Annotated in this window: 18 protein-coding genes; 3 read left to right on the top strand and 15 right to left on the bottom strand. The window is 70.9% G+C overall.

The features are described from left to right. Nucleotides 1–329: 329 nt before the first annotated feature. The 13 genes from BIV01_RS18810 to otsA form a co-directional block, all read right to left on the bottom strand. Nucleotides 330–1,100: a fumarylacetoacetate hydrolase family protein gene (locus BIV01_RS18810; RefSeq protein WP_070418535.1), complete on the bottom strand. Its 771-nt coding sequence runs from the start codon at nt 1,098–1,100 to the stop codon at nt 330–332. A 30-nt stretch (nt 1,101–1,130) separates the two neighbouring features. Next, nucleotides 1,131–2,240, bottom strand: coding sequence for a branched-chain amino acid aminotransferase (locus BIV01_RS18805; protein WP_071294937.1), 1,110 nt, complete (start codon nt 2,238–2,240; stop codon nt 1,131–1,133). 15 nt (nt 2,241–2,255) lie between these two features. Continuing rightward, on the bottom strand, nt 2,256–3,323 hold the full coding sequence (locus BIV01_RS18800) for a 3-isopropylmalate dehydrogenase (RefSeq protein ID WP_071303828.1): 1,068 nt from the start codon (nt 3,321–3,323) through the stop codon (nt 2,256–2,258). 13 nt (nt 3,324–3,336) lie between these two features. Beyond that, entirely contained in the window at nt 3,337–4,926 is a 1,590-nt protein-coding gene (serA, locus tag BIV01_RS18795) for a phosphoglycerate dehydrogenase (RefSeq protein WP_071294936.1), read from the bottom strand. 156 nt (nt 4,927–5,082) lie between these two features. Next, nucleotides 5,083–5,463: a hypothetical protein gene (locus BIV01_RS18790; protein ID WP_071303821.1), complete on the bottom strand. Its 381-nt coding sequence runs from the start codon at nt 5,461–5,463 to the stop codon at nt 5,083–5,085. Next, entirely contained in the window at nt 5,460–5,900 is a 441-nt protein-coding gene (locus BIV01_RS18785) for a hypothetical protein (RefSeq protein WP_070418531.1), read from the bottom strand. Before BIV01_RS18785 ends, BIV01_RS18790 begins: the two co-directional genes overlap by 4 nt. A 61-nt stretch (nt 5,901–5,961) precedes the next feature. Continuing rightward, a complete protein-coding gene (locus tag BIV01_RS18780) occupies nt 5,962–7,152 on the bottom strand; it encodes a mannitol-1-phosphate 5-dehydrogenase (protein ID WP_070418530.1) in 1,191 nt (396 codons plus the stop codon). A 209-nt stretch (nt 7,153–7,361) separates the two neighbouring features. Continuing rightward, nucleotides 7,362–8,387 (bottom strand): ketol-acid reductoisomerase, encoded by a 1,026-nt coding sequence (ilvC, locus tag BIV01_RS18775; RefSeq protein WP_071303820.1) that lies wholly within the window; start codon nt 8,385–8,387, stop codon nt 7,362–7,364. A gap of 117 nt (nt 8,388–8,504) precedes the next feature. After that, complete coding sequence (ilvN, locus tag BIV01_RS18770; RefSeq protein ID WP_022907763.1) at nt 8,505–9,005, bottom strand: acetolactate synthase small subunit; 501 nt, start codon at nt 9,003–9,005, stop codon at nt 8,505–8,507. Further along, nucleotides 9,002–10,825: an acetolactate synthase large subunit gene (locus BIV01_RS18765; RefSeq protein WP_070418528.1), complete on the bottom strand. Its 1,824-nt coding sequence runs from the start codon at nt 10,823–10,825 to the stop codon at nt 9,002–9,004. The genes ilvN and BIV01_RS18765 overlap by 4 nt, the downstream gene beginning before the upstream one ends. 46 nt (nt 10,826–10,871) lie before the next feature. Continuing rightward, nucleotides 10,872–12,566, bottom strand: a complete 1,695-nt coding sequence (gene ilvD / locus BIV01_RS18760) for a dihydroxy-acid dehydratase (RefSeq protein ID WP_071303819.1) — start codon at nt 12,564–12,566, stop codon at nt 10,872–10,874. Nucleotides 12,567–12,673: 107 nt separating this feature from the next. After that, a complete protein-coding gene (otsB, locus tag BIV01_RS18755) occupies nt 12,674–13,456 on the bottom strand; it encodes a trehalose-phosphatase (RefSeq protein WP_071303818.1) in 783 nt (260 codons plus the stop codon). Continuing rightward, a complete protein-coding gene (gene otsA, locus BIV01_RS18750) occupies nt 13,449–15,041 on the bottom strand; it encodes an alpha,alpha-trehalose-phosphate synthase (UDP-forming) (protein ID WP_070418525.1) in 1,593 nt (530 codons plus the stop codon). Before otsA ends, otsB begins: the two co-directional genes overlap by 8 nt. A gap of 186 nt (nt 15,042–15,227) precedes the next feature. Between otsA and BIV01_RS18745 the strand changes: the two genes are divergently transcribed. Together BIV01_RS18745 and BIV01_RS18740 are read left to right on the top strand one after the other, a co-directional pair. Continuing rightward, complete coding sequence (locus tag BIV01_RS18745; RefSeq protein ID WP_139199583.1) at nt 15,228–17,717, top strand: hypothetical protein; 2,490 nt, start codon at nt 15,228–15,230, stop codon at nt 17,715–17,717. Between the two features lie 67 nt (nt 17,718–17,784). Then, nucleotides 17,785–18,756 carry a magnesium transporter CorA family protein gene (locus BIV01_RS18740; RefSeq protein WP_070418523.1) on the top strand — a complete coding sequence of 324 codons (972 nt, stop codon included), beginning with the start codon at nt 17,785–17,787 and terminating at the stop codon, nt 18,754–18,756. On the opposite strand, the gene BIV01_RS18735 is transcribed toward BIV01_RS18740, so the two are convergent. Next, a complete protein-coding gene (locus BIV01_RS18735) occupies nt 18,753–19,904 on the bottom strand; it encodes an SLC13 family permease (protein ID WP_071294932.1) in 1,152 nt (383 codons plus the stop codon). The genes BIV01_RS18740 and BIV01_RS18735 overlap by 4 nt on opposite strands. A 93-nt stretch (nt 19,905–19,997) precedes the next feature. On the opposite strand from BIV01_RS18735, the gene BIV01_RS18730 reads away from it, so the two are divergent. Continuing rightward, the gene (locus tag BIV01_RS18730) at nt 19,998–20,189 is read left to right on the top strand and encodes a hypothetical protein (RefSeq protein WP_070418521.1); all 192 of its coding nucleotides are present in this window, start codon (nt 19,998–20,000) and stop codon (nt 20,187–20,189) included. Between the two features lie 106 nt (nt 20,190–20,295). Here BIV01_RS18730 and BIV01_RS18725 read toward each other — a convergent pair whose 3' ends face one another. Next, on the bottom strand, nt 20,296–21,462 hold the full coding sequence (locus BIV01_RS18725) for a mechanosensitive ion channel family protein (protein WP_070418520.1): 1,167 nt from the start codon (nt 21,460–21,462) through the stop codon (nt 20,296–20,298). Nucleotides 21,463–21,567: the final 105 nt, after the last annotated feature.

The raw sequence follows: 21,567 nt of genomic DNA, 5'->3' as shown, positions 1-21,567 counted from the left end.
CAGACGCACTCCCCACTCGACTCGTGGAACACGAGCGTCGTCAGAGAGGCATTTCGTCTCACCCCGAACAGACCACTTCGAGAGTGGATCGTCATCGGGATTCGTTGCCTGAGCGGGACCCCGTCCGGACTGCATCTCCGGGGCGTTCGCTCCGGTGACCGTCTCGGCCGTTCCGTTCTCCGCCTCAGCGGCAACGAGTGATTACTCTACACACGCCCCGGGGGCCCCGCCAACCGTCCCGCACCCCGGGCGTGTCGCACGGGCCGATCCGCGCGGAGACGCGGAACGGCCCGCCCCCACGGTGGGAGCGGGCCGTTCGGTGATGCGTGTCAGTGCTTGGCGATGACCGGGTTCTTCAGTGTGCCGATCCCCTCGATCGTCACCTCGACGACCTCGCCGTCGCGGATCTCGCCGACGCCGGCAGGGGTGCCGGTCAGGATGACGTCGCCGGGCAGGAGCGTCCAGATCGACGAGACGAACTCGATGAGGGACGGGATGTCGTGCACCATCTCGCTCGTCGAGCCCACCTGGCGCAGGTCGCCGTCCACGCGGGTCTCGATGCGGATGTCCGATGGGTCGATCTCGGTCTCGATCGCCGGCCCGAGCGGGCAGAAGGTGTCGAAGCCCTTGGACCGTGTCCACTGGCCGTCGCGCGCCTGCAGGTCACGGGCGGTCACGTCGTTGGCGATCGTGTAGCCGAGGATCACGCTCGCGAAGTCCTCGCGCGTGACGTTCTTCGCGAGCGACCCGATCACGATGGCGAGCTCGCCCTCGTGGTCGACGCGTCCGACCCCGGCGGGGAGACGGATCGGGTCCTCGGGGCCGATCACCGACGTGTTGGGCTTGAGGAACACCACCGGGTCGTCCCCGGAGCGCTCATCCATCTCGGACGCGTGCTCGGCGTAGTTGAGCCCCACGCCGATCACCTTCGACCGCGGGATGACGGGGGCGAGGAGCTTGGCGTCCGCCAGGGGCACCCGCTCCCCCGTGGTCTCGAACCCCTGGTACATCGGGTCACCCGCCAGCACGACCAGGTCGCGCTCGTCGAGGATGCCGTACCGGGGGTCTTCGCCCTTGCTGCTGAACCGTGCGATCTTCACCGTTGGAGCCTATCGACGTGTGGTGTGCGTTCAGGCCGGGTCGGTCAGGCGCGTCATCCACCCGTGCGGGTCGGGACGGCGGCCGTACTGGATGTCGGTGAGTTCGTCGCGCAGGGACATCGTCAGCTCGCCGGCCCCGACGGTCGGCGACCCGATCGTGAAGCCCTCGCCGCGGAGTTCCGCGATCGGGGTCACGACGGCGGCGGTCCCGCACGCGAAGGCCTCGGTGATGGAGCCGTCCTCGACGCCGTCACGCCACTCGTCGAGGGTCACCCGACGGCGTTCGACGCGCAGCCCACGGTCCTCCGCCAGCTGCAGGATCGAGTCGCGCGTGATGCCCTCGAGGATGGAGTCGGAGTCCGGCGTGACGAGCGTGCCGTCCGCCTTCACCAGCACGACGTTCATGCCGCCGAGTTCCTCGAGGTACTTGCCCTCGACCGAGTCGAGGAACATGACCTGCTGGCAGCCGTGCTCGTAGGCCTCTTGCTGGGGCAGGAGCGACGAGGCGTAGTTGCCGCCCGTCTTCGCCGCACCCGTGCCGCCCTTGCCGGCCCGGGCGTAGTTCGTGGACAGCCAGATCGACACCGGCTTCGGTCCGGAGGTGAAGTACGCCCCCGCCGGGCTCGCGATGCAGTGGTACGCCACCGCCTGTGCCGCACGCACCCCCAGGAACGACTCGGTCGCGATCATGAACGGCCGCAGGTACAGGCTCGTCTCGGGCGCCGAGGGCACCCAGTCGACGTCGGTCCGGACCAGCTCGCGGATGGAGTCCACGAAGGTCTCCACCGGCAGCTCCGGCAGCGCGAGCCGCCGCGCGGACCGCTGGAAGCGCCGAGCGTTGGCGTCCGGGCGGAACGTCCAGACCGAGCCGTCGGCGTGCCGGTAGGCCTTCAGCCCCTCGAAGATCTCCTGCGCGTAGTGCAGGACGCTCGCGCTGGGGTCGAGGCTGATCGGCCCGTACGGGTGGACCGAGGCATCGTGCCACCCGGCGTCCAGCGTCCACTGCACGGTGGCCATGTGGTCCGTGAAGTGCTTGCCGAAGCCCGGGTCGGCGAGGATCTCCTCGCGCTCGGCGGCGGCACGGCGCTCGGGTGAGGGGGTGGTGGCGAACGCGAGTCCGAAGTCGGTGTCGGTGCTCATACGGGGAGACTCCTGTCAGGCGGTGGTGGTGCGTGCCGTGGCCGCGGCGGCGATGGCGTCGCCGATCTCGGCCGTGCGACGCTGCGAGGTGCCCCGGTCGGCGAGGTCGGCCTCGACCGCCCGCGTGACCGCCGCCGCGAGGTCGCTGCGACCGATGTGGTCGAGCAGCAGTGCGACGGACAGGATGGCGGCCGTGGGATCGGCCTTCTGCTGACCCGCGATGTCCGGCGCGGAGCCGTGGACCGGCTCGAACATGCTGGGGAAGGTGCCGTCCGGGTTGATGTTGCCCGAGGCCGCCAGACCGATGCCGCCGCTGATCGCGCCGGCCAGGTCGGTGATGATGTCCCCGAAGAGGTTGTCGGTGACGATGACGTCGAACCTAGCAGGTTCGCGCACCATGTGGATGGTGACGGCGTCGACGTGCTGGTAGTCCACCGAGACGTCCGGGTACTCCTGCCCGACGGCCGCGACGGTGCGCTGCCAGAGGGCTCCGGCGTGCACCAGGACGTTGCTCTTGTGCACGAGCGTGAGGTGCTTGCGCGGCCGCCGGTCCGCCAGCTCGAACGCGTACCGGACGACGCGCTCGACGCCGTACGCGGTGTTCAACGAGACCTCGGTCGCGATCTCCTGCGGGGTCCCGACGCGGATGGCGCCGCCGTTGCCGACGTACGGTCCCTCGGTGCCCTCGCGCACGACCACGAAGTCGACGTCACCGGGGGACGTCAGCGGCGTCGTCACCGACGGGTAGACGACGGTCGGGCGCAGGTTCACGTAGTGGTCGAAGGCGAACCGCAGCTTCAGCAGCAGCCCGCGCTCGATGATCCCGCCCGCGAGCCGGGGGTCGCGGGGGTCGCCACCGACCGCGCCGAGCAGGATCGCGTCGTGGGTGGCGATGGCGGACATGTCGTCCTCGGTGAGGATGTCACCGGTCGCGAGGAACCGGTCGGCGCCGAGGGAGAACGGGGTCTCCTCCACCACGAGGTCGTCCGGCAGCACGGCGTGCAGGACCTTCAGCGCCTCGTCGACCACCTCGGGTCCGATGCCGTCCCCGCGGATCACCGCGAGCTTCACCGTCTGCGTCATGTCCGCCACTCCCCTACAGCGTGATGTCGATCTCGCGGAGCGAGGCCGCGTCGATCGTGGACCGGACGTGCTCGAGGATCTCGGCCGGGACCGGCGAGTCGACGGTGAGGACGCTCAGCGCCTGGCCGCCGGCGGCTTCCCGCGAGATCTGCATCGCCGCGATGTTGATGCCGGCGTCGCCGAACTCCTTGCCGTAGACCGCGACGATGCCGGGCCGGTCGGTGTACTCCATCACCACGTGGTGCTCGGCGAGGGCGACCTCGACGTCGTGACCGTTGATCTCGACGAGCTTCGCGACCTGCTTCGGGCCGGTGAGCGTGCCGGACACGCTGATCGCCGGGCCGTCGGACTGGGCCCCGCGGATCGTGAGCACGTTCCGGTACTCGGGGCTGTCCGAGTCGGTGATGAGCCGCACGGTGACCCCGCGCTGCTCGGCGATCAACGGTGCGTTCACGTAGGACACCTGGTCGCTGACGACGTCGGTGAAGACGCCCTTGAGCGCAGCGAGCTTCAGCACGCTGACGTCGAACTCGGCGAGCTCGCCGTGCACCTCGACGTCGATGCTGGTGACGGGCGACGTGGCGAGGCCGGTGAACACCTGACCGAGCTTCTCGACGAGCGGGATGCCGGGGCGCACGTACGGGTCGATGACGCCACCGGCGACGTTGACCGCGTCGGGGACGAGTTCGCCGCCGAGAGCGAGCCGCACGGACTTGGCGACCGAGACGCCCGCCTTCTCCTGCGCTTCGTCCGTCGAGGCACCGAGGTGCGGCGTGACGACGACGTTCGGGAGCGCGACGAGCGGCGAGTCCTTCGGGGGCTCGGACACGAAGACGTCGAGACCGGCGCCGGCGATCGTGTTCGAGGTGAGCGCACGGTGCAGCGCGTCCTCGTCGATCAGTCCGCCACGGGCGACGTTCACGACGAACGCGGTCGGCTTCATGAGCGCGAACTGGTCGTCCGAGATCATGCCGACCGTCTCCGGCGTCTTCGGCATGTGGATCGTGGTGAAGTCGGCGCGCTTGAGCAGGTCCTCGAGCGAGACGAGCTCGACCCCGAGCTGCTGGGCACGGGCCGTGGTGACGTACGGGTCGTACGCGATCACCTGGACGCCGAACGCCTGCAGGCGCTGGGTGATGAGCGCACCGATGCGGCCGAGGCCGATGATGCCGACGGTCTTCTCGTACAGCTCGACACCGGTGTACGCGGAGCGCTTCCAGGTGCCGGCCGCGAGCGACGCGTGAGCGGCCGGGATGTGGCGCGCGAGCGACAGGATGTGGCCGACCGTGAGCTCGGCGGCGGAGATGATGTTCGACGTCGGCGCGTTGACGACCATCACCCCGGCGGTGGTGGCCGCCTTGATGTCGACGTTGTCGAGGCCGACACCGGCACGGGCGACGACCTTGAGGTTCGGGGCCGCGGCGATCGCCTCGGCGTCGACCTTGGTGGCGGAGCGCACCAGGATGGCGTGCGCGTCGGCGAGGGAGGCCAGGAGGGCGGGGCGGTCGGTACCGTCCACGTTCCGGATCTCGAAGTCGGGCCCGAGGGCGTCGACTGTGGCGGGCGAGAGTTCTTCGGCGATCAGGACGACCGGCTTCGGCACAGCTGCAGTTTCCTCACACGAGACGGGCGGTATCCCACCATCGTATCGACGTGCGCACGTGGTTACGACCGCAGGGGCGGTCCGGTGGGCGACCACACGACGGACGGGAGGCGCGGTGCCAGCCGGCACCGCGCCTCCTGGCCGTCGGACGGACCGTCAGAAATCCAGCAGCCGCGGCACGAAGAGCTGCAGATCGAGCCACAGCGCGCCGGCGGCGGCGAACGCGAGGACGAAGACGCCGATCGTCACCGCGAGCCGCGCGCGACGGCTCACCCACAGCGCGACGACGAACGCGACCGGCGCGATCGCGATGTCCAGCACGAGCCACACCCACGGGGTGCTGCGGGCCAGCGAGTCGCCGCCGGACGTCGTGCCGAGGAACGCGTTGAACGCGCGGACGGACTGCGAGACGGTCACGAGGTTGCCGACGCTCTGCACGGTCATGTACGCGAACAGCAGGGCGAACACGAGCCAGACGACGACCTTGCCGACGAACGCCCGGGACGACCGACGGACGGTCGGCGTCGCGGCGGTCACCCGAAGCTCCGCGTCATGAGGAAGGGCCACGGGAAGAGGACGAGGGCGCCGAGCAGCATCCACAGCAGACGGCTCCGCGTGCGCTGTCCACGGCCGGCCCAGAGCACGACGGTGAACCACAGCGCGGGCGCGACGATCGACAGGAACCGGAGGACCTCGACGAAGACGGTCAGCACGGTGTCGACGTCCGAGACGTACGAGGTCGAGGCCGTGAGCAGCCAGGCCACCGTGTAGAGCAGGTACAGGCCACCGAAGACGCCGAACCCGATGAGCGCGCCGGAGGTCTCTGGGGCCTCGGGGTCACGGCCGGAGCGTTCCTTGACGGTGACCGGGTTGTGCGCCGCGTCGACGTGGGTCGCGTCGTCGGCGTCGCCCCAGCTGAGGGCGTCGTCGTCGTGGTCGACCGAGCCGTCGGGCGGGGATGCTGCCGTGGTCATGCCTCGATTCTACGAGGCGTGCCGCTCCGGCTCGACCACGGACGACCTGTGCGGCCGCCGGTCAGACGTCGGCGGGCTGGGTCTCGAGGACCTCGGCGACGACCTCGCGCACCGCGGGGAACAGCGGGTGGCTCTCCATCAGGCCGGTGAGGATCTCGGTGAGGGCGTGTGCCGTCGCACCCGAGCGGAGCAGCGCGTGCAGCTCGATCGACTCGGGGTCGTTCTCGTCGTCGAAGTCGAGCGCGACGCGCACGGCGCCGAGCAGGTGGTCGACGGGGAGCCCGCGTTCGGCGAGCTGCGCGGCCGGGCCGACGAAGCGCTCGCGGCGGCCGAGCTTCCGGAGCGGGTTGCGTCCGACGCGGACGGTCGTGTCCGGGAGGTGCGGGTTCGCGATGCGGGAGAGGTTCGCGGCGACGTAGCGCGCGTGCTCCTCCGGGTCGAAGCCGTGCTTGGCGACGAGGAGCGCGGTGGTCTCGGCGAGGACGCCGTCGACCTCGGCGCGGACGGCCTCGTCCTCGAGGGCCTCGCGGATGAGCCGGATGCCCCGGACGTAGCCGTGGTAGGCGGCCGTCGCGTGCGCGGTGTTCACCGTGTAGAGCTTGCGCTCGACGAACGGCTGCAGGTCGTCGACCCAGGTCACGCCGTCGATCGCGGGCGGCTCGGCATCGGAGTCGGCGAAGGGCGTGCGCTCGATGACCCACTCGTAGAACGGCTCGAGCACGACGTCGAGGCCGCCGGACTGGCCGAGCACCCCGGACTGGTCGGGGACGATGCGGTCGATGGCGCAGTTCGCGAAGACGGCGGCGATGTCGCGGTCCTCGAGGATGGGGGCACGACGGATGCTGGCGTGCAGGGAGTCCGTCGCGTTGAAGGCGTTCTCGCACGCCACGATCGTGACGTCGCCGCGGTCGAGCGGCCGGGCCGCCAGCCCCTCGGCGATGACGGGGGCGACGAGCGGGAGGGTCCGGGCGCCGACCGCGGTCGTGACGACGTCGGCCTCGGCGATGGCCCGGACGACCTGCTCGCGGTCGGTCTTGCTGCTGAGGGCCGTGAACCCGTAGACCAGGTGCTCGACCGGCATCTCGCCGACCTCGTGCACGACGAACCGGCCGGCTTCGTTCAGTGCCGAGACGACGCGGTCGTCGACGTCCACGAAGGTGAGCTCGTAGCCGCTCGCGACCAGGAACTGCCCCACGAACCCGCGTCCGATCTTGCCGGCGCCGATGTGGACCGCTCGCTTCGTCACCGCCATCCGACGATCCTCCCATGCTGGACGACGACCTGAGGACCGCCCATGTCCGGGCCGGACGACGGTCGTCGCGAAACGTCCCCGGGAACGCCGAGGGGACGCCGGTGGGCGGCGTCGGGGCTGGTGGTGAAGTGCTGCATAACGTTCGGGTCACATCGCGAGGCGGCGGTGCGGGTGCACCGCCGCCTCGTCGTCGAGTGGTGTTGCGAAGACTACCGCGCGGCGGAACCGTCCACGTAGTCGGCGTCGTTCGACTTCCACGCGAAGAGGGCGCGCAGCTCGCGACCGGTCGCCTCGATCGGGTGGCCCTCGCCCTTGGCGCGGAGTGCCTTGAACTCCGGCGCACCGGCGTCCTGGTCGTCGATGAAGCGCTTCGCGAAGGCACCGTTCTGGATGTCCGCGAGGACGGCCTTCATGTTCTCCTTGACCTCGGGCGAGATCACGCGCGGGCCGGAGACGTAGTCACCGAACTCGGCCGTGTCGGAGATCGACCAGCGCTGCTTCGTGAGGCCGCCCTCCCAGATGAGGTCGACGATGAGCTTGAGCTCGTGCAGGACCTCGAAGTAGGCGATCTGCGGCTGGTAGCCGGCCTCGACCAGGGTCTCGAAGCCGTACTGGATGAGCTGCGAGGTGCCACCGCACAGGACGGCCTGCTCGCCGAACAAGTCGGTCTCGGTCTCCTCGGTGAAGGTCGTCTTGATGCCGCCGGAGCGGAGGCCGCCGATGGCCTTCGAGTACGACCACGCGAGGTCCCAGGCGGAGCCGGACGCGTCGACCTCGACGGCGACGATCACGGGGACGCCACGGCCGGCCTCGTACTCGCGGCGCACGGTGTGCCCCGGGCCCTTGGGTGCGACGAGCGACACGTCGACGCCCTCCGGCGCCTGGATGTAGCCGAAGCGGATGTTGAAGCCGTGGCCGAAGACGAGCGTGGCGCCCGGCTTGAGGTTGGGCTCGATGTCGTCCTTGTAGACGATGCGCTGGACCTGGTCCGGCGCGAGGATGACGACGACGTCCGCCCAGGCCGTGGCGTCGGCCGGGGTGAGGACCTCGAAGCCGGCTTCTTCCGCCTTCTGGCGGCTCTTCGAGCCCTCCTGCAGGCCGATCTTGACCTCGACGCCGCTGTCGCGGAGGTTGAGGGCGTGGGCGTGGCCCTGCGAGCCGTACCCGATGACGGCGACGTTCTTGCCCTGGATGAGCGTCAGGTCGGCGTCGGCGTCGTACACGATGTCAGTCACGGTGGTGGTTCTCCTGTGGTCGGTTCGGGAAGCGTTGGTTGCGGTGAGTCGGGAGGAGACGGCCTGGAGGCGCGGTGCGGGTGGCGACCCGCGCCTCCAGTCCGTCACGGGTCGCGGTCAGCGCACCCGGTCGGTGATGCTCTTGGGCCCACGGCCCATGCCGAGGAGGCCCGCACGGGCGAGCTCCTTGATGCCGTAGGGCTCGAGCACGCGGAGGATCGCCTGGATCTTGCCGGGGTCGCCGGTCACCTCGACGATGAGCGAGTCGTTCGCGACGTCGACGACCTGCGCACGGAACAGGTTCACTGCCTCGAGCACGGCCGAGCGCGTCTGGTTGTCCACCCGCACCTTCACGAGCATGTGCTCGCGCTGGACGGACTGGGAGAAGTCCAGCTCGACGATCTTGATGACGTTGACCAGCTTGTTGAGCTGCTTCGTCACCTGCTCGAGCGGGAGGTCCTCGACGTCGACGACGACCGTGATCCGGCTGAGCCCGTCGACCTCGGTGTTGCCGACCGCGAGGGACTCGATGTTGAACCCGCGGCGCGCGAACAGCCCGGCGACGCGGGTCAGCAGACCCGGCTTGTCCTCGACGAGGAGGGAGAGGACGTGGCTCATGCGGTTTCCCCCGTCATGTCGGCGTCCTCGTCGTCCCAGGTGGGGGCGAGGGCCTGGGCGTACTCGATGGACGAGTTGCTGACTCCCTGCGGGACCATCGGCCAGACCATCGAGTCGCGGCTCACGACGAAGTCGATCACCACGGGGCGGTCGTTCGTCTCGAGGGCGAGCTGGATGGCGGCGTCGACCTCGTCCGCCTTCTCGACGCGGATGCCGAGGGCTCCGTACGCGTCCGCCAGCTTCACGAAGTCGGGCACGCGGCGCGAGTCGTGGCCGGTCTCGAGGTCGGTGAACGAGTGGCGGCCGTCGTAGAACAGCGTCTGCCACTGCCGCACCATGCCGAGCGACGAGTTGTTGATGATCGCGACCTTGATCGGGATGTCGTTGATGACGCAGGTCGCGAGCTCCTGGTTGGTCATCTGGAAGCAGCCGTCGCCGTCGATCGCCCAGACCACGCGGTCCGGCTCGGCGACCTTCGCGCCCATCGCGGCGGGGACGGAGTACCCCATCGTGCCCGCACCGCCGGAGTTCAGCCAGGCGTTCGGACGCTCGTACTTGATGAACTGCGCCGACCACATCTGGTGCTGCCCGACGCCGGAGGCGTAGATCGCCTCGGGGCCGCTCAGCTCGCCGATGCGCTTGATGATGGCCTGCGGCGCGAGCAGTCCGTCCGTCGGCTCCGCGTAGCCGAGCGGGAAGTCGACCTTGAGCTGCTCGAGCTTCGCCCACCACTCGGCGGTGCTCGCACGCTGGTCGGTCGGGATGCCGCCCCACGCGTCGAGCAGGTCGACCAGGACCTCTTTCGCGTCGCCCACGATCGGGACGTCGGCGAAGCGGATCTTCGAGATCTCGGCCGGGTCGATGTCGACGTGCACGACCTTGGCGTTCGGCGCGAACTCGTCGGCCTTGCCGGTCACGCGGTCGTCGAAGCGGGCGCCGAGCGCGATGATGAGGTCGCTGTCCTGCAGGCCGAGCACCGCCGGGACGGTGCCGTGCATGCCGGGCATGCCGAGGTGCTGCGGGTGCGAGTCGGGGAAGGCGCCCCGTGCCATCAGCGTCGTGACGACCGGCGCACCGGTGGCCTCGGCGAAGCGGAGCAGCTCGGCGGTCGCCCGGGAGCGGATCACACCGCCGCCGACGTAGAGCACCGGGCGCTCGGACTCGGCGAGGAGCTGCGCGGCCGCGGTGATCTGCTTGCCGTGCGCCTTGGTGACCGGCCGGTAGCCGGGCAGGTCGATCTTCGGCGGCCAGACGTACGGCGCCGACTTCTGCTGGGCGTCCTTCGTGATGTCGACCAGCACGGGGCCGGGCCGTCCGGTCGTCGCGATGAGGTGCGCCGCGGCGAGGGTCGCCGGCACGTCGGCCGGGTCGGTCACGAGGAACGAGTGCTTCGTGATCGGCATCGTGATGCCGACGATGTCGGCTTCTTGGAAGGCGTCCGTCCCCATCAGGGTCGAGAAGACCTGGCCCGTGATCGCGATGAACGGCACCGAGTCCATGTAGGCGTCGGCGATCGCGGTGACGAGGTTCGTCGCACCGGGGCCCGAGGTGGCGATGGCGACGCCGACCTTGCCGGACGCCGAGGCGTAGCCCTCGGCGGCGTGGCCGGCGCCCTGCTCGTGGCGGACGAGGACGTGGCGGATCGTCTGCGACGCCATGAGCTCGTCGTAGAACGGGATGATCGCACCGCCCGGCAGGCCGAAGACGTCGGTGATCCCGAGGTGCTCGAGCGTCCGGAGGACGGCTCCCGAGCCGGTCAGGATCTCCGGCGTCCGGCGTGCACCGGCGGCCGCGGACAGCGGAGTGGCTTCCGTGGGCATGAGGTGTTCCTTGCCTGGAGTGATGGCGATGGTGCGTGTGTCGACGCTAGCCCGTGACCGCGCCCTTGGCGGCGGACTGGACGAGCTTCGCGAACTTCGCGAGGACTCCGCGGGTGTAGCGCGGGGGCAGCGGGGCCCAGCCTTCTCGGCGGGCTTCCAGCTCGGCTTCGTCGACCAGTAGGTCGAGCGAGCGAGCCGCGATGTCGACACGGATGCGGTCGCCATCGCGCACGAATGCGACTGGACCTGCGTCCACCGCTTCCGGTGCGATGTGGCCGATGCACAGGCCGGTTGTGCCGCCTGAGAATCGTCCGTCCGTCAACAGTAGTACATCCTTGCCGAGTCCAGCGCCCTTGATGGCCGCCGTGATGGCGAGCATCTCGCGCATGCCGGGGCCACCCTTGGGGCCCTCGTACCGGATGACGACGACGTCGCCCTTCTGGATCCTCCCCTCGGTGAGGGCGTCCATGGCGGCGCGCTCGCGGTCGAACACCCGCGCGGGGCCCTCGAAGACCTCGGCGTCGAAGCCGGCCGTCTTCACCACGGCACCCTCCGGCGCGAAGGAGCCCTGCAGGATCGTCAGGCCACCGGTGGCGTGGATCGGGTTGTCGAGCGTCCGGAACACCTCGCCGTCGAGCTCCGGCGGGTCGATCTCGGCCAGGTTCTCGGCGAGGGTCTTGCCGGTGACGGTCATGACGTCGCCGTGCAGCAGGCCGGCGTCGAGCAGCGCCTTCATGATCACCGGGATGCCGCCGTTGCGGTCCACGTCGACCATGACGTACTTGCCGAACGGCTTCATGTCGGCGAGGTGCGGGACCTTCGAGCCGATGCGGTTGAAGTCGTCGAGGGAGAGCTCGACCTCGGCCTCGTGCGCGATCGCGAGGAGGTGGAGGACGACGTTCGTGGAGCCTCCGAGTGCCATGGCGACGGCGATGGCGTTCTCGAACGCCTCCTTCGTGAGGATCTGGCGCGCGGTGAGGCCCAGGCGGAGCATGTTGACCACGGCCTCGCCGGAGCGGTGCGCGTAGTAGTCACGACGACGGTCGGCGCTGGGCGGCGCTGCCGAGCCGGGGAGCGACATGCCGAGGGCCTCGGCGACCGACGCCATGGTGTTCGCGGTGTACATGCCGCCGCAGGCGCCCTCGCCCGGGACGATCGCACACTCGATCTTCTTGAGTTCCTCCTCCGACATGGTGCCGGCCTTGCACGCGCCGACGCCCTCGAAGGAGTCGATGATCGTGACCTCCTTGAAGGAGCCGTCGGCCTGCTTCACGTAGCCCGGCATGACCGAGCCCGCGTAGAGGAAGACGCTCGCGAGGTCCAGGCGCGCGGCCGCCATGAGCATGCCGGGCAGGGACTTGTCGCACCCGGCGAGCAGGACGGTGCCGTCCAGCCGCTCGGCGTTCACGACGGTCTCGACGCTGTCGGCGATGACCTCACGCGAGACGAGGGAGAAGTGCATGCCCTCGTGGCCCATCGAGATGCCGTCGGAGACGGAGATGGTGCCGAACTGGAGCGGGTACCCGCCGCCGGAGTGGACGCCCTCCTTCGCCCCCTGCGCGAGGCGGTCGAGGGAGAGGTTGCACGGGGTGATCTCGTTCCACGAGGAGGCGATGCCGATCTGCGGCTTCTCCCAGTCCTCGTCCCCCATCCCGACGGCACGCAGCATGCCACGCGAGGTGGTTGCTTCGATCCCGTCGGTGACGACCCGGCTGCGCGGCTTGACGTCGATATCAGGCATGGGGTGAGTCTAGGCGCAGTTGGGATACCAAGCCGACAACTCCATGCATCCGCATGGGTGACGGGCGGTCCAGGAGGCGCGGTGCGGGTCCGCCTGGTCGCTGCGGGTCAGCGCGTGGCGCGGATCCGGGCGAGCTGCTTCAGCACGTCGGTGAGCGCCGCGGGGTCGGCGACCCGGTAGCCGGCGAGCGTGTCGCCCTCCCCCACCTTCACGCCGACGTCGCCGTCGCGGAGCACCCGGAAGGCGTCCTCGTCGGTGACGTCGTCGCCGGCGAAGAACACCGCGTCGGCGCCGTGCAGGTCGCGCAGCCGGGCGATCGCGTCGCCCTTGGTGACGTGCCGGACGGCGAACTCGAGGATGTCCTTGCCCCCGCGTTCGAGGACGTCCGGGTCGGCCTCGTGCGCGGCGGCACTCGCGGCGGCGTTCGCTTCAGCCGCGACCTCGGCGCTCACCCGGCGGGTGTGCACGCCGTGGCCGGCCGGCTTGTGCTCGATGACGACACCCGGGAACCGCTCCCCGACCGCGTCGAGCGCGGTGCCGATCCGGGCCACGCGAGCCTGCTCGTCGTCGGTGAGGGCCGCTTCGTCGTGCCCGTCGACGCGCCACTCGACGCCGTGCGACCCGACGAGGGCCATCTCGGCGGGGGCGTGCGTCACCGCGGCGAGGCTGTCCAGCGGGCGCCCGGAGACCAGGACGACCTCGGTGTCCTTCGCCCGGTGCAGGGTGAGGACGGCCGCCCACGAGCCGGGCAGCGCGCCGACCTGCGAGGGGTCGTCGGCGAACGGCGCGAGCGTGCCGTCGAAGTCGAGGGCGACGATGAGTCGCGGCGCAGCCGCGAGCGTCTCGAGGGCCCGGTCGACGGCGGTCTGGTCGGTGGTCGTCTCAGGCATCACGCGCCTCCCGGGTGTCCTCGGCAGCACGCGCCGTCTGGGCGTCCTGGTCGAAGATCGACATGTTGTCCGTCTGCGCCTCGCGGTGCTGGTCCTTCGGGTCCGCCGCGGAGGGGTCGATCTGCGCGTTCTTCGGGGCGTGGCGGTCGAGCGCCTCGAGGAACGAGCGCGACCAGCGCGCCACGTCGTTGTCGCGGACGCGCTTGCGGAGGGCCCGCATGCGGGTCGAGCGTTCGCGTCGGGGCATCTCGATCGCGCGCTGGATCGAGTCCTTCAGCGCGCCGATGTCGTGCGGGTTGACGATGACGGCCTGCTTCAGTTCGTCGGCGGCACCGGCGAACTCGGACAGGATGAGGACGCCGTCGTTGTCGAACCGGGCTGCGACGTACTCCTTCGCGACGAGGTTCATGCCGTCGCGGAGGGCCGTGACGAGCATGATGTCGGCGGCGAGGTAGAGCGCCACCATCTCCTCGCGCGGGTAGCCGTGGTGCAGGTAGGCGATCGGCTGGTGTCCGATCACGCCGAGGTCGCCGTTGATGCGGCCGACCGTGAGCTCGATCTCGTCGCGGAGCGTGGCGTACGTGTCGACGCGCTCGCGGCTCGGGCTGGCGACCTGCACGAGGGTGGCGTCCTCGACCGCGATGCGGCCGTCCTCGACGAGTTCGCCGAAGGCCTTGATCCGGTGGCGGATGCCCTTCGTGTAGTCGAGGCGGTCGACACCGAGCAGCACGGTCTTCGGGTTGCCGAGGCTCGCACGGATCTCACGGGCGCGCTCCTGCACCTCGGGTCGGTGCGCGATCTCCTCGAAGCCGGCGGCGTCGATGGAGATCGGGAAGTGCCGGGCCTCGACGTGCCGCACCGTGATGCCCTTGCGGCTGCGCGGTGCGTCCGGGTCGTCGACGGGGACGTCGATCGTCTGCCCCTTGGTCGTGTAGCCCTTGATGTGCCGGACCGCCCGGAGGAAGTCGCTCGCGTCGTCGTGCCGCTGGAAGCCGATCACGTCCGCCCCGAGCAGGCCGTCGAGGATCTGTGCGCGCCACGGGAGCTGGGCGTAGATGCCGACGGGCGGGAACGGGATGTGGTTGAAGAAGCCGATCGTCAGGTCCGGGCGGAGCTCGCGGAGGAGCGCGGGGACGAGCTGCAGCTGGTAGTCCTGCACCCAGACGATGCCGTCCTGCTCGACGATCTCGGCGATCTGCTCGGCGAAGCGCTGGTTCACGCGCTTGTACGCGTTCCACCAGTCGCGGTGGTAGCTCGGGTGCTCGATGACGTCGTGGTAGAGCGGCCAGAGGGTGTCGTTGCTGAACCCCTCGTAGTACTCCTCGACGTCGTCGTTGCTCAGCGGGACGGGCACGATGTGGATGCCCTCGTTGTCGAACGGGGCGACCTCGACGTCGGGCTGGCCGACCCAGCCGACCCAGGCACCGTCGTTCGCGCGCATCACCGGCTCGAGTGCGGTGACGAGGCCGCCGGGCGAGTGCCGCCAGCCCTCGTTGCCGTCCTCGTCGACGATGCGGTCGACCGGCAGGCGGTTCGAGGCGACGACGAAGGCGTAGCGGGTCTGTTCGGTGCGGGGTGCTGCCATGGGGTGCTGGGGTCTCCGTTCCGCCCGGCACGAACGCCGGGTTCGGTGCCGAAGTTACCAGCGTGCCGACAGCGGATTCACGGCGGATCGACGGCTTCCGGTACGCTGCGTCCATCGTGTCGGGGGGACACGCAGGTGACGCACGGGGTCGTCACCGCCCTCTCGACGAGAGAGGACCCAACCGTCGTGAGCGATCAGTCGCCCGTCCCGCCCGTTCCGCCCGGGCCCCCGTCAGCCGCGCCGGCCGCGTCCGACCCGCTCGGTCGCCTGCTCCGCGCCGTCCCCGGTCGTGACTGGGTCGCCGCCGTCGTCGCGGCCGTCGGCGGGTGGGTCGCGGCGTACGTCGTCGCGGCGATCTCGCTGTTCCTGACGGTCGCCGTGGCCGCCGGTTCCGGTCCGGTGTCCACGAGCTCGTCCTCGGGCCTCGGCACCGGCGGCTCCGACCTCGGGTCGGCCGGGGCACCCGACGTCCAGTCGCTCCTGTCGGGGGTGAGCGTGCTGCTGGGGTCCCCGGCGCAGCTCGTCGCCCTCGCGGACCTCGGGCGGCTGCACGGCTCCGGTTCGATCCTGCTGCTCGGTTCCGGGTCGGGGTCGGTCGGCGTCGTGCCCGTGCTGGTGCTCGCGGCGCAGGTCGTGCTCGCGGTCGTGCTCACGCGCCGCGTCCGGAGCCGGGTCCTCGCGCTCCCGCAGCTCGTCGTCACGGCGGTCGTCGCCGGGCTCGTGACCACCGCGGTCACCACGCTCGCCGGCCTCGTGCTCGCCATCCGGTTCCCCGCCGTCTCGGGGGTGCAGATCGACCCCGTGCACGCCGTGGGGATCGGTAGCGTGCTCGGGTCGTTCGTGATCGGCACCCTCGCGGTGTTGCTCGCCCGTCCGTCGCTGCTCGTCGGTCGGAGCACCTCCGTCGCCCGGGCACTCGGTGCCCTGCGGGTCGCCGCGTGGCAGCTCGGCGGGCTCCTCGTCCTGCTCGCCCTCGTGCTCGTCGTCGTGGCGCTCGTCGCGCAGCCGTCGTGGGGCGCCGCCCTGCCGCTGCTGCTCGGCAACGCGGCCGTCGCCCTGACCGCGCTCGGCTTCCTCGGCGGGGTCGGCACCTCCGGACTCGGTGCCGCCGGGAGCGACGCCTCGGTGTTCGCGGGCGCCGGTGGCTGGACCTGGCTCGTCGTCCTGCTCGTCGTCGTGAGCTCGTTCGCGGCCGGTCTGGCGCTCGCGGTGCGCCGGAACGACCGGGTCCGCACGACGCTCGACTGGGTCGCGACGCCCGTGGTCTGGTTCGTCGCCGGACTCGTGCTGTTCGTGCTCGGCACCGGCGTGGTGTCCTACCAGGTGACCGGTTCGAGTGCGGTCGGCGGGTCCGGCTCGGTCGGTGTGACCCCGTGGACGCCCGTCGTCTTCGCGCTCTGGGGCGGGGTCATCGAGGTCGTCGCCCGGTACGTCGCGCCCGTGCTGCTCCCCCGCGTCGGCGGCGGCGTGCTGCTGCGGACGGCGCGCGTGGTCGGGACCGACCCGGTGCTGGCGCCGGTGCCGGCTCGGCCGACCGCTCCGGTCGACGGTGCCGCTCCGGTGTGGGCGGTGCCCGCCGATGCGGCGGCCCCGGCGGCCCCGGCGGCCATGACAGACCCGTCGCAGCCGGACCAGCCCGTCGAGCCCGGTGCGCCGGTCGGCCAGCCGCACCCGAGCCAGCCCTTCGTCGGCCAGGGCGCCCCCGCCCCCGCGCCGATGTCCCCGCGCGCGAAGAAGGTCCTCGTGCGATCGCTCATCGCGGGCGGCGCGGTCGTCGTGGTCGTCGTGGCGGGAGCGATCACCACGGGCGTGCTCCGCACCACCGTCTGGGGCCCCGGACCCACGGCCCGGTCGTACGTCGACGCCATCGCGCAGGGCGACGCGGACACCGCGGCGAGCCTGAGCGAGGTGACCGGCGACGCCTCGATGCTCGACTCCGCCGTGCTGCAGAGCGCGAAGGACCGTCCCACCGACGTCCGCGTCGGCCGGGTGTCGACCAGCGGGGACACCGCGTACGCGAACGTCACCTTCCGGCAGGGCGACGCGCAGCGCTCGGGTCAGGTCGTCCTCGAGCGGACCGGCACGTCGTTCCTCGTGAAGGACGAGTGGCGCGTCACGGAGCCGCTCACGGACCGCGTGACGGTCTCGGCCGCGCAGGTCCTCGAGGGCGCCGACGTGACGGTCGGCGGCAAGAAGGTGGGCGAGATCGAGAACGGCGCCTTCACGTCGCTCGCCTACCCCGGCAGCTACCAGGTCGAGGTCGGCGGCACGGAGTACTTCACCGGCGGCACCGAGACGCTCCGCGTGGGGTCGTCGAGCTCGCCGTACGCCGACTTCGAGGCGAAGCCCACGAAGGAGCTCGAGACCGACGCCGAGCAGTACGTGTCGGACCTCATCGACGACTGCGCGGCGAAGACCGACATCAGCTACGCGGACGGCTGCCCCTGGTACGGCCCGTACGACGCGGACGGCGCGGTGCAGTACGACGTCCGGTCGAAGCCGGATCTCGAGGTGCAGTCCTCCGGGGGCGGACTCGTCGAGGTGACCAGCACCGCGGACGGCAGGATCGGGTACTCGTACACGGACTACTTCGGCGACGCGCAGAAGAGCGAGGACACGTTCGACGTGGACGTCTACCTGAAGGTCGAGGACGGGAAGCTCGTCTCGGCGTACTGAGAGCCCGTACCGCCTGCACGGCCGACCCTGGAGTCCCGGGGTCGGCCGTCTCACTAGGCTCGACCCCATGGTCATGACACGGGCGTGGCGGAACGGCACCGCGGCGGAACGGGACTTCCCGGTCGACCGGATCTCCGAGCTCATCGCCGAGGACGGCACCTTCGTGTGGGTGGACTACACCGACCCCGAGCCGTCCGACCTCGAGCACGTCGAGGCCGAGCTCGGCATCCACGCGCTCGCGGTCGAGGACGCCGTCGAACGCGGCCAGCGCCCGAAGCTCGACCGGTACCGCGACAGCCTCTTCCTGGTCGTCTACGACGTGGGCGGCCTCGACCACGCCGGGGACCTCACCACGCACGAGGTGAAGGCCTTCGTGACCGAGCACGCCCTCGTCACGATCCACGGCAGCGACGTCGACACCGGGGCCATGGAGCGCCGGCTCGACGCGACCACGGACATCGCCGACCACGGCGTCCCGTGGTTGATGTGGGGCCTGCTCGACGCCGTCACGGACCACGCCACGAACACGGTCGAGGACATCGAGCGCCGGATCGACGCGCTCGAGGAGGACCTCTTCGAACACGGCACCCCGCGTGAGAAGCAGATCCAGCGGCGATCGTTCCGCCTCCGCAAGGCCCTGGGCGTCCTGCGCCGTCAGGTGGTCCCCACGCGGGACAGCGTCGCCTCGTTGCTGCACGGGGACGCCGAGACGATCTCGGACGGCATCCGCCCCTACTTCCGCGATGTCGAGGACCACCTCGTGTCGATCACCGACTCCGTCGACCAGCTCCGCGACGCGGTGTCGAGCGTCCTCGACACGAACCTCAACCTGGCGTCGAACCGGCAGAACACGGTCATGAAGAAGGTGACGAGCTGGGCGGCGATCATCGCGATCCCGACGGCGATCACGGGGTTCTTCGGCCAGAACCTGAAGTTCCCGGGAATGGGCGAGTGGAGCGGGCTCTACTTCTCCCTCGGGCTCATCATCGCCTCATCGCTGACGCTGTACCGGGTCTTCAAGGCGAAGGACTGGCTCTAGAGCCGCAGCGCGAGGACCCCGGCGACGACGGTGAGCGGTGCCACGATGCACCCGAGCGCCATGTACCGCCCCCACGACAGGTGGACGCCCTCGGACGACAGTCGTGCGTGCCACAGCAGCGTCGCGAGCGAGGCCCACGGCGTGATGAGGCAGCCGGCGTTCACCCCGACGAGGAGCGCCGCGTAGCGCAGGGCCTCGTGCCCGGCGGCCGGCTCGAGCACCAGGTAGGCGGGCAGGTTGTCGATCGCGTTCGCCGCCAGCGCGCCGGCGCCGCCGAGCACCAGGAGCGACCCCGTCCCGGTGCCACCGGAGAGCGCAGCCACGATCGGGTCGGTGATGCCGGTCGTGTGCAGCGTCTCGACGACCACGAACAACCCGGCCGCGAAGACGAGCGTCGACCACGGCACGCGCGACGGCTTGAGCTCCGACGGCGCCCGGAAGGCCGCGACGACCACGAGCACGACCGCCGCGGCGATCGCGGCGATCCACACCGTGACGCCGGCGGTCAGGGCGATCACCAGCGCGACGAGCACCGCCGACGCCGACCAGAAGAACACCGGGTCGGTCGCCGCCCGGACCGAGACCGGCGTGTACCGGCCGAAGAGCTTGCCGCGGAACACCACGAGGAGCACGGCACACGGGACCACCACGCCGGCGAGGGCGGCCCACACCATGAGCCCGGCGAACGGGATCGGCCCGTCGAGCCCGATGCGGTCGACGGCGAGCAGGTTCGTCAGGTTCGACACCGGCAGCAGCAGCGACGCCGTGTTCGCGAGCCACACGGTCGTCAGCGCGAACGGCATCGGCGGCAGTCCGACCCGCCGGGCGAGCGTGATGACGATCGGGGTGAGGAGCACGGCCGTGGTGTCGATCGACAGGAACACGGTGCAGAGGACCGCGAGCACGACCACGGCGCCCCAGAGCCCGATCGTCCGCCCGCCCCCCACCCGTGCGGCGACGTCGGCGAGCCGGTCGAAGACCCCGGCGTCCGCCGCGAGCTCGGCGACGACGGTGAGTCCGAGCACGAAGGCCAGCACCGGGACGACCCGGTCGGCGAGCTCGGCGAGGTCGGACAGTGGGAGCAGCCCGAGGGCGACGCACACCGCGCCCACCACGAGCAGGACTCCCCCGATGACGGCCTGGCGCACGACGACTCCTCCACGAGTGCGCCGGGCAGGGCGTCCGGCGGCGCTCCAATGTACTGGCCGGTAGCGTTGACGGGACGACGACAGGAGGAACCCGTGCGGAAGTTCATGTTCAGCGGTGCGGTGTGGAGTTCGATCATCAGCGGCTACAGCGTGGTGCAGACCACGCGGCAGGGCCCGCGTGACTGGCGCCTCGCGCTGACGTGGGTGGCGTGGATCGCGACGACGCTCGTGGCGATCGGTACGGTCGTCGAGGACGACCGCGCCGTCAAGGCCAAGCAGCCGTAGACCGCGACGCGACCCGGTGACGGGACGCGACCCGGTGACGGACGGGAGGGACGGTGCCAGCTGGCAGCGTCCCTCCCGTCCGTCCGTCTGTTCCGGGGCCGGCCGGTCAGCGCTCCGACCGCGGGATGTCCGAGGTCTGGATCGGTCCCGTGAAGAGCGCCGCACGGTCGTCCTGGTCCGGCGTGAACAGCGCGGACTCCGACGCGGTCGACGCCGCGCGCCGTCGCGGCGCCGCGACCTCGTCCACCATGAGCACCCGTTGGACCGGCAGTGCGTCGGGGTGGGTCCGCTGGATCCAGTCGACGAGCTCCTCGCGGATGTAGCAGCGCAGGTCGAACAGGGACGGCGCGTCGTGCGAGGTCGCGAGGACCCGGACACGCACAGACCCCTGCACGGCGTCGGTGACCTGCAGGACCTTCACCCGGCGGTCCCAGAGCTCGGTGCGGTCGAGGATCCGGTCGAGCTCGGCGCGCATCTCCCCCGGCCGGACCCGCCAGTCGAGGTCGAGCTCGACGGCCCCGAGCAGCTCGCTGTTGGTCCGGGTCCAGTTCTCGAACGGCGTGCTCGTGAAGTACGTCGACGGCAGCACGAATCGCCGGTCGTCCCACAGGTGCACGACGACGTAGGTGAGGGTGATCTCCTCGATCCGCCCCCACTGCTGCTCGACCACGACGACGTCGTCGACACGGATCGACCCGGAGAACGCGAGCTGCATGCCGGCGAAGACGTTGCCCAGCGTCGACTGCGCCGCGAGGCCGGCGATGACGGAGATGAGCCCCGCCGACGCGAGCACGCTCGCCCCGGCTGCCTCGACCCCCGGGAAGGTCAGCAGGATCGCGCCGATGCCGATGATCACGAGGACCGCGACGGTCAGCCGGCGGATCACGAGGACCTGCGTGCGGATGCGGCGGGCCTGCCGGTTGTCCGGGACGTCGATGCGGAAGCGGTGCAGGCCGAGGTCCTCGAGGAAGATCGCGATCTGGCACGCCAGCCAGGTACCCGCGGCGATCGTGGCGATGAGGAAGCCGTGCGACACCGGCGCGCGCCACGGGAAGGCGTCCGGCCGGTTCGGGACGCTCGTGACGAACGCGACCCAGAGGAGCACGACGAGCAGTTCGGTGCGGAACGGGTGCTTCATGCGTCGGGAGAGCACGGCCGCCCAGCGTTCCCGCCGCGCGAGTGCGCGGAAGACGAGGTGCAGGACGAGCGCGGCGGCGGCGGTGACGAGCAGCGCGACGCCGATCGCGACGAGGAGCCGGAGGAGGATGTCCATCCCTCCATCGAAGCGGTGGACGACGGACGTCGTTCAGGAACGCGACCACCCGCACGACAGGAGGCGCGGCGCCGGACCGGCACCGCGCCTCCTGGCAGGGGCTGC

Origin of the sequence: Curtobacterium sp. MCBA15_013 (genome assembly GCF_001865095.1) — a bacterium.
In the GTDB taxonomy this organism is placed as follows: domain Bacteria; phylum Actinomycetota; class Actinomycetes; order Actinomycetales; family Microbacteriaceae; genus Curtobacterium.
The sequence above is the reverse complement of the archived record's forward strand: the minus strand, read 5'-3'. Positions and strand labels throughout refer to the sequence as shown.

Coding starts and splice junctions, on each gene's coding strand:
- BIV01_RS18805 (WP_071294937.1), bottom strand. CDS start 2,240: ATGAGCACCGACACCGACTTCGGACTCGCGTTCGCCACCACCCCCTCA.
- BIV01_RS18800 (WP_071303828.1), bottom strand. CDS start 3,323: ATGACGCAGACGGTGAAGCTCGCGGTGATCCGCGGGGACGGCATCGGA.
- BIV01_RS18785 (WP_070418531.1), bottom strand. CDS start 5,900: ATGACCACGGCAGCATCCCCGCCCGACGGCTCGGTCGACCACGACGAC.
- BIV01_RS18780 (WP_070418530.1), bottom strand. CDS start 7,152: ATGGCGGTGACGAAGCGAGCGGTCCACATCGGCGCCGGCAAGATCGGA.
- ilvN (WP_022907763.1), bottom strand. CDS start 9,005: ATGAGCCACGTCCTCTCCCTCCTCGTCGAGGACAAGCCGGGTCTGCTG.
- BIV01_RS18765 (WP_070418528.1), bottom strand. CDS start 10,825: ATGCCCACGGAAGCCACTCCGCTGTCCGCGGCCGCCGGTGCACGCCGG.
- ilvD (WP_071303819.1), bottom strand. CDS start 12,566: ATGCCTGATATCGACGTCAAGCCGCGCAGCCGGGTCGTCACCGACGGG.
- otsB (WP_071303818.1), bottom strand. CDS start 13,456: ATGCCTGAGACGACCACCGACCAGACCGCCGTCGACCGGGCCCTCGAG.
- otsA (WP_070418525.1), bottom strand. CDS start 15,041: ATGGCAGCACCCCGCACCGAACAGACCCGCTACGCCTTCGTCGTCGCC.
- BIV01_RS18740 (WP_070418523.1), top strand. CDS start 17,785: ATGGTCATGACACGGGCGTGGCGGAACGGCACCGCGGCGGAACGGGAC.
- BIV01_RS18725 (WP_070418520.1), bottom strand. CDS start 21,462: ATGGACATCCTCCTCCGGCTCCTCGTCGCGATCGGCGTCGCGCTGCTC.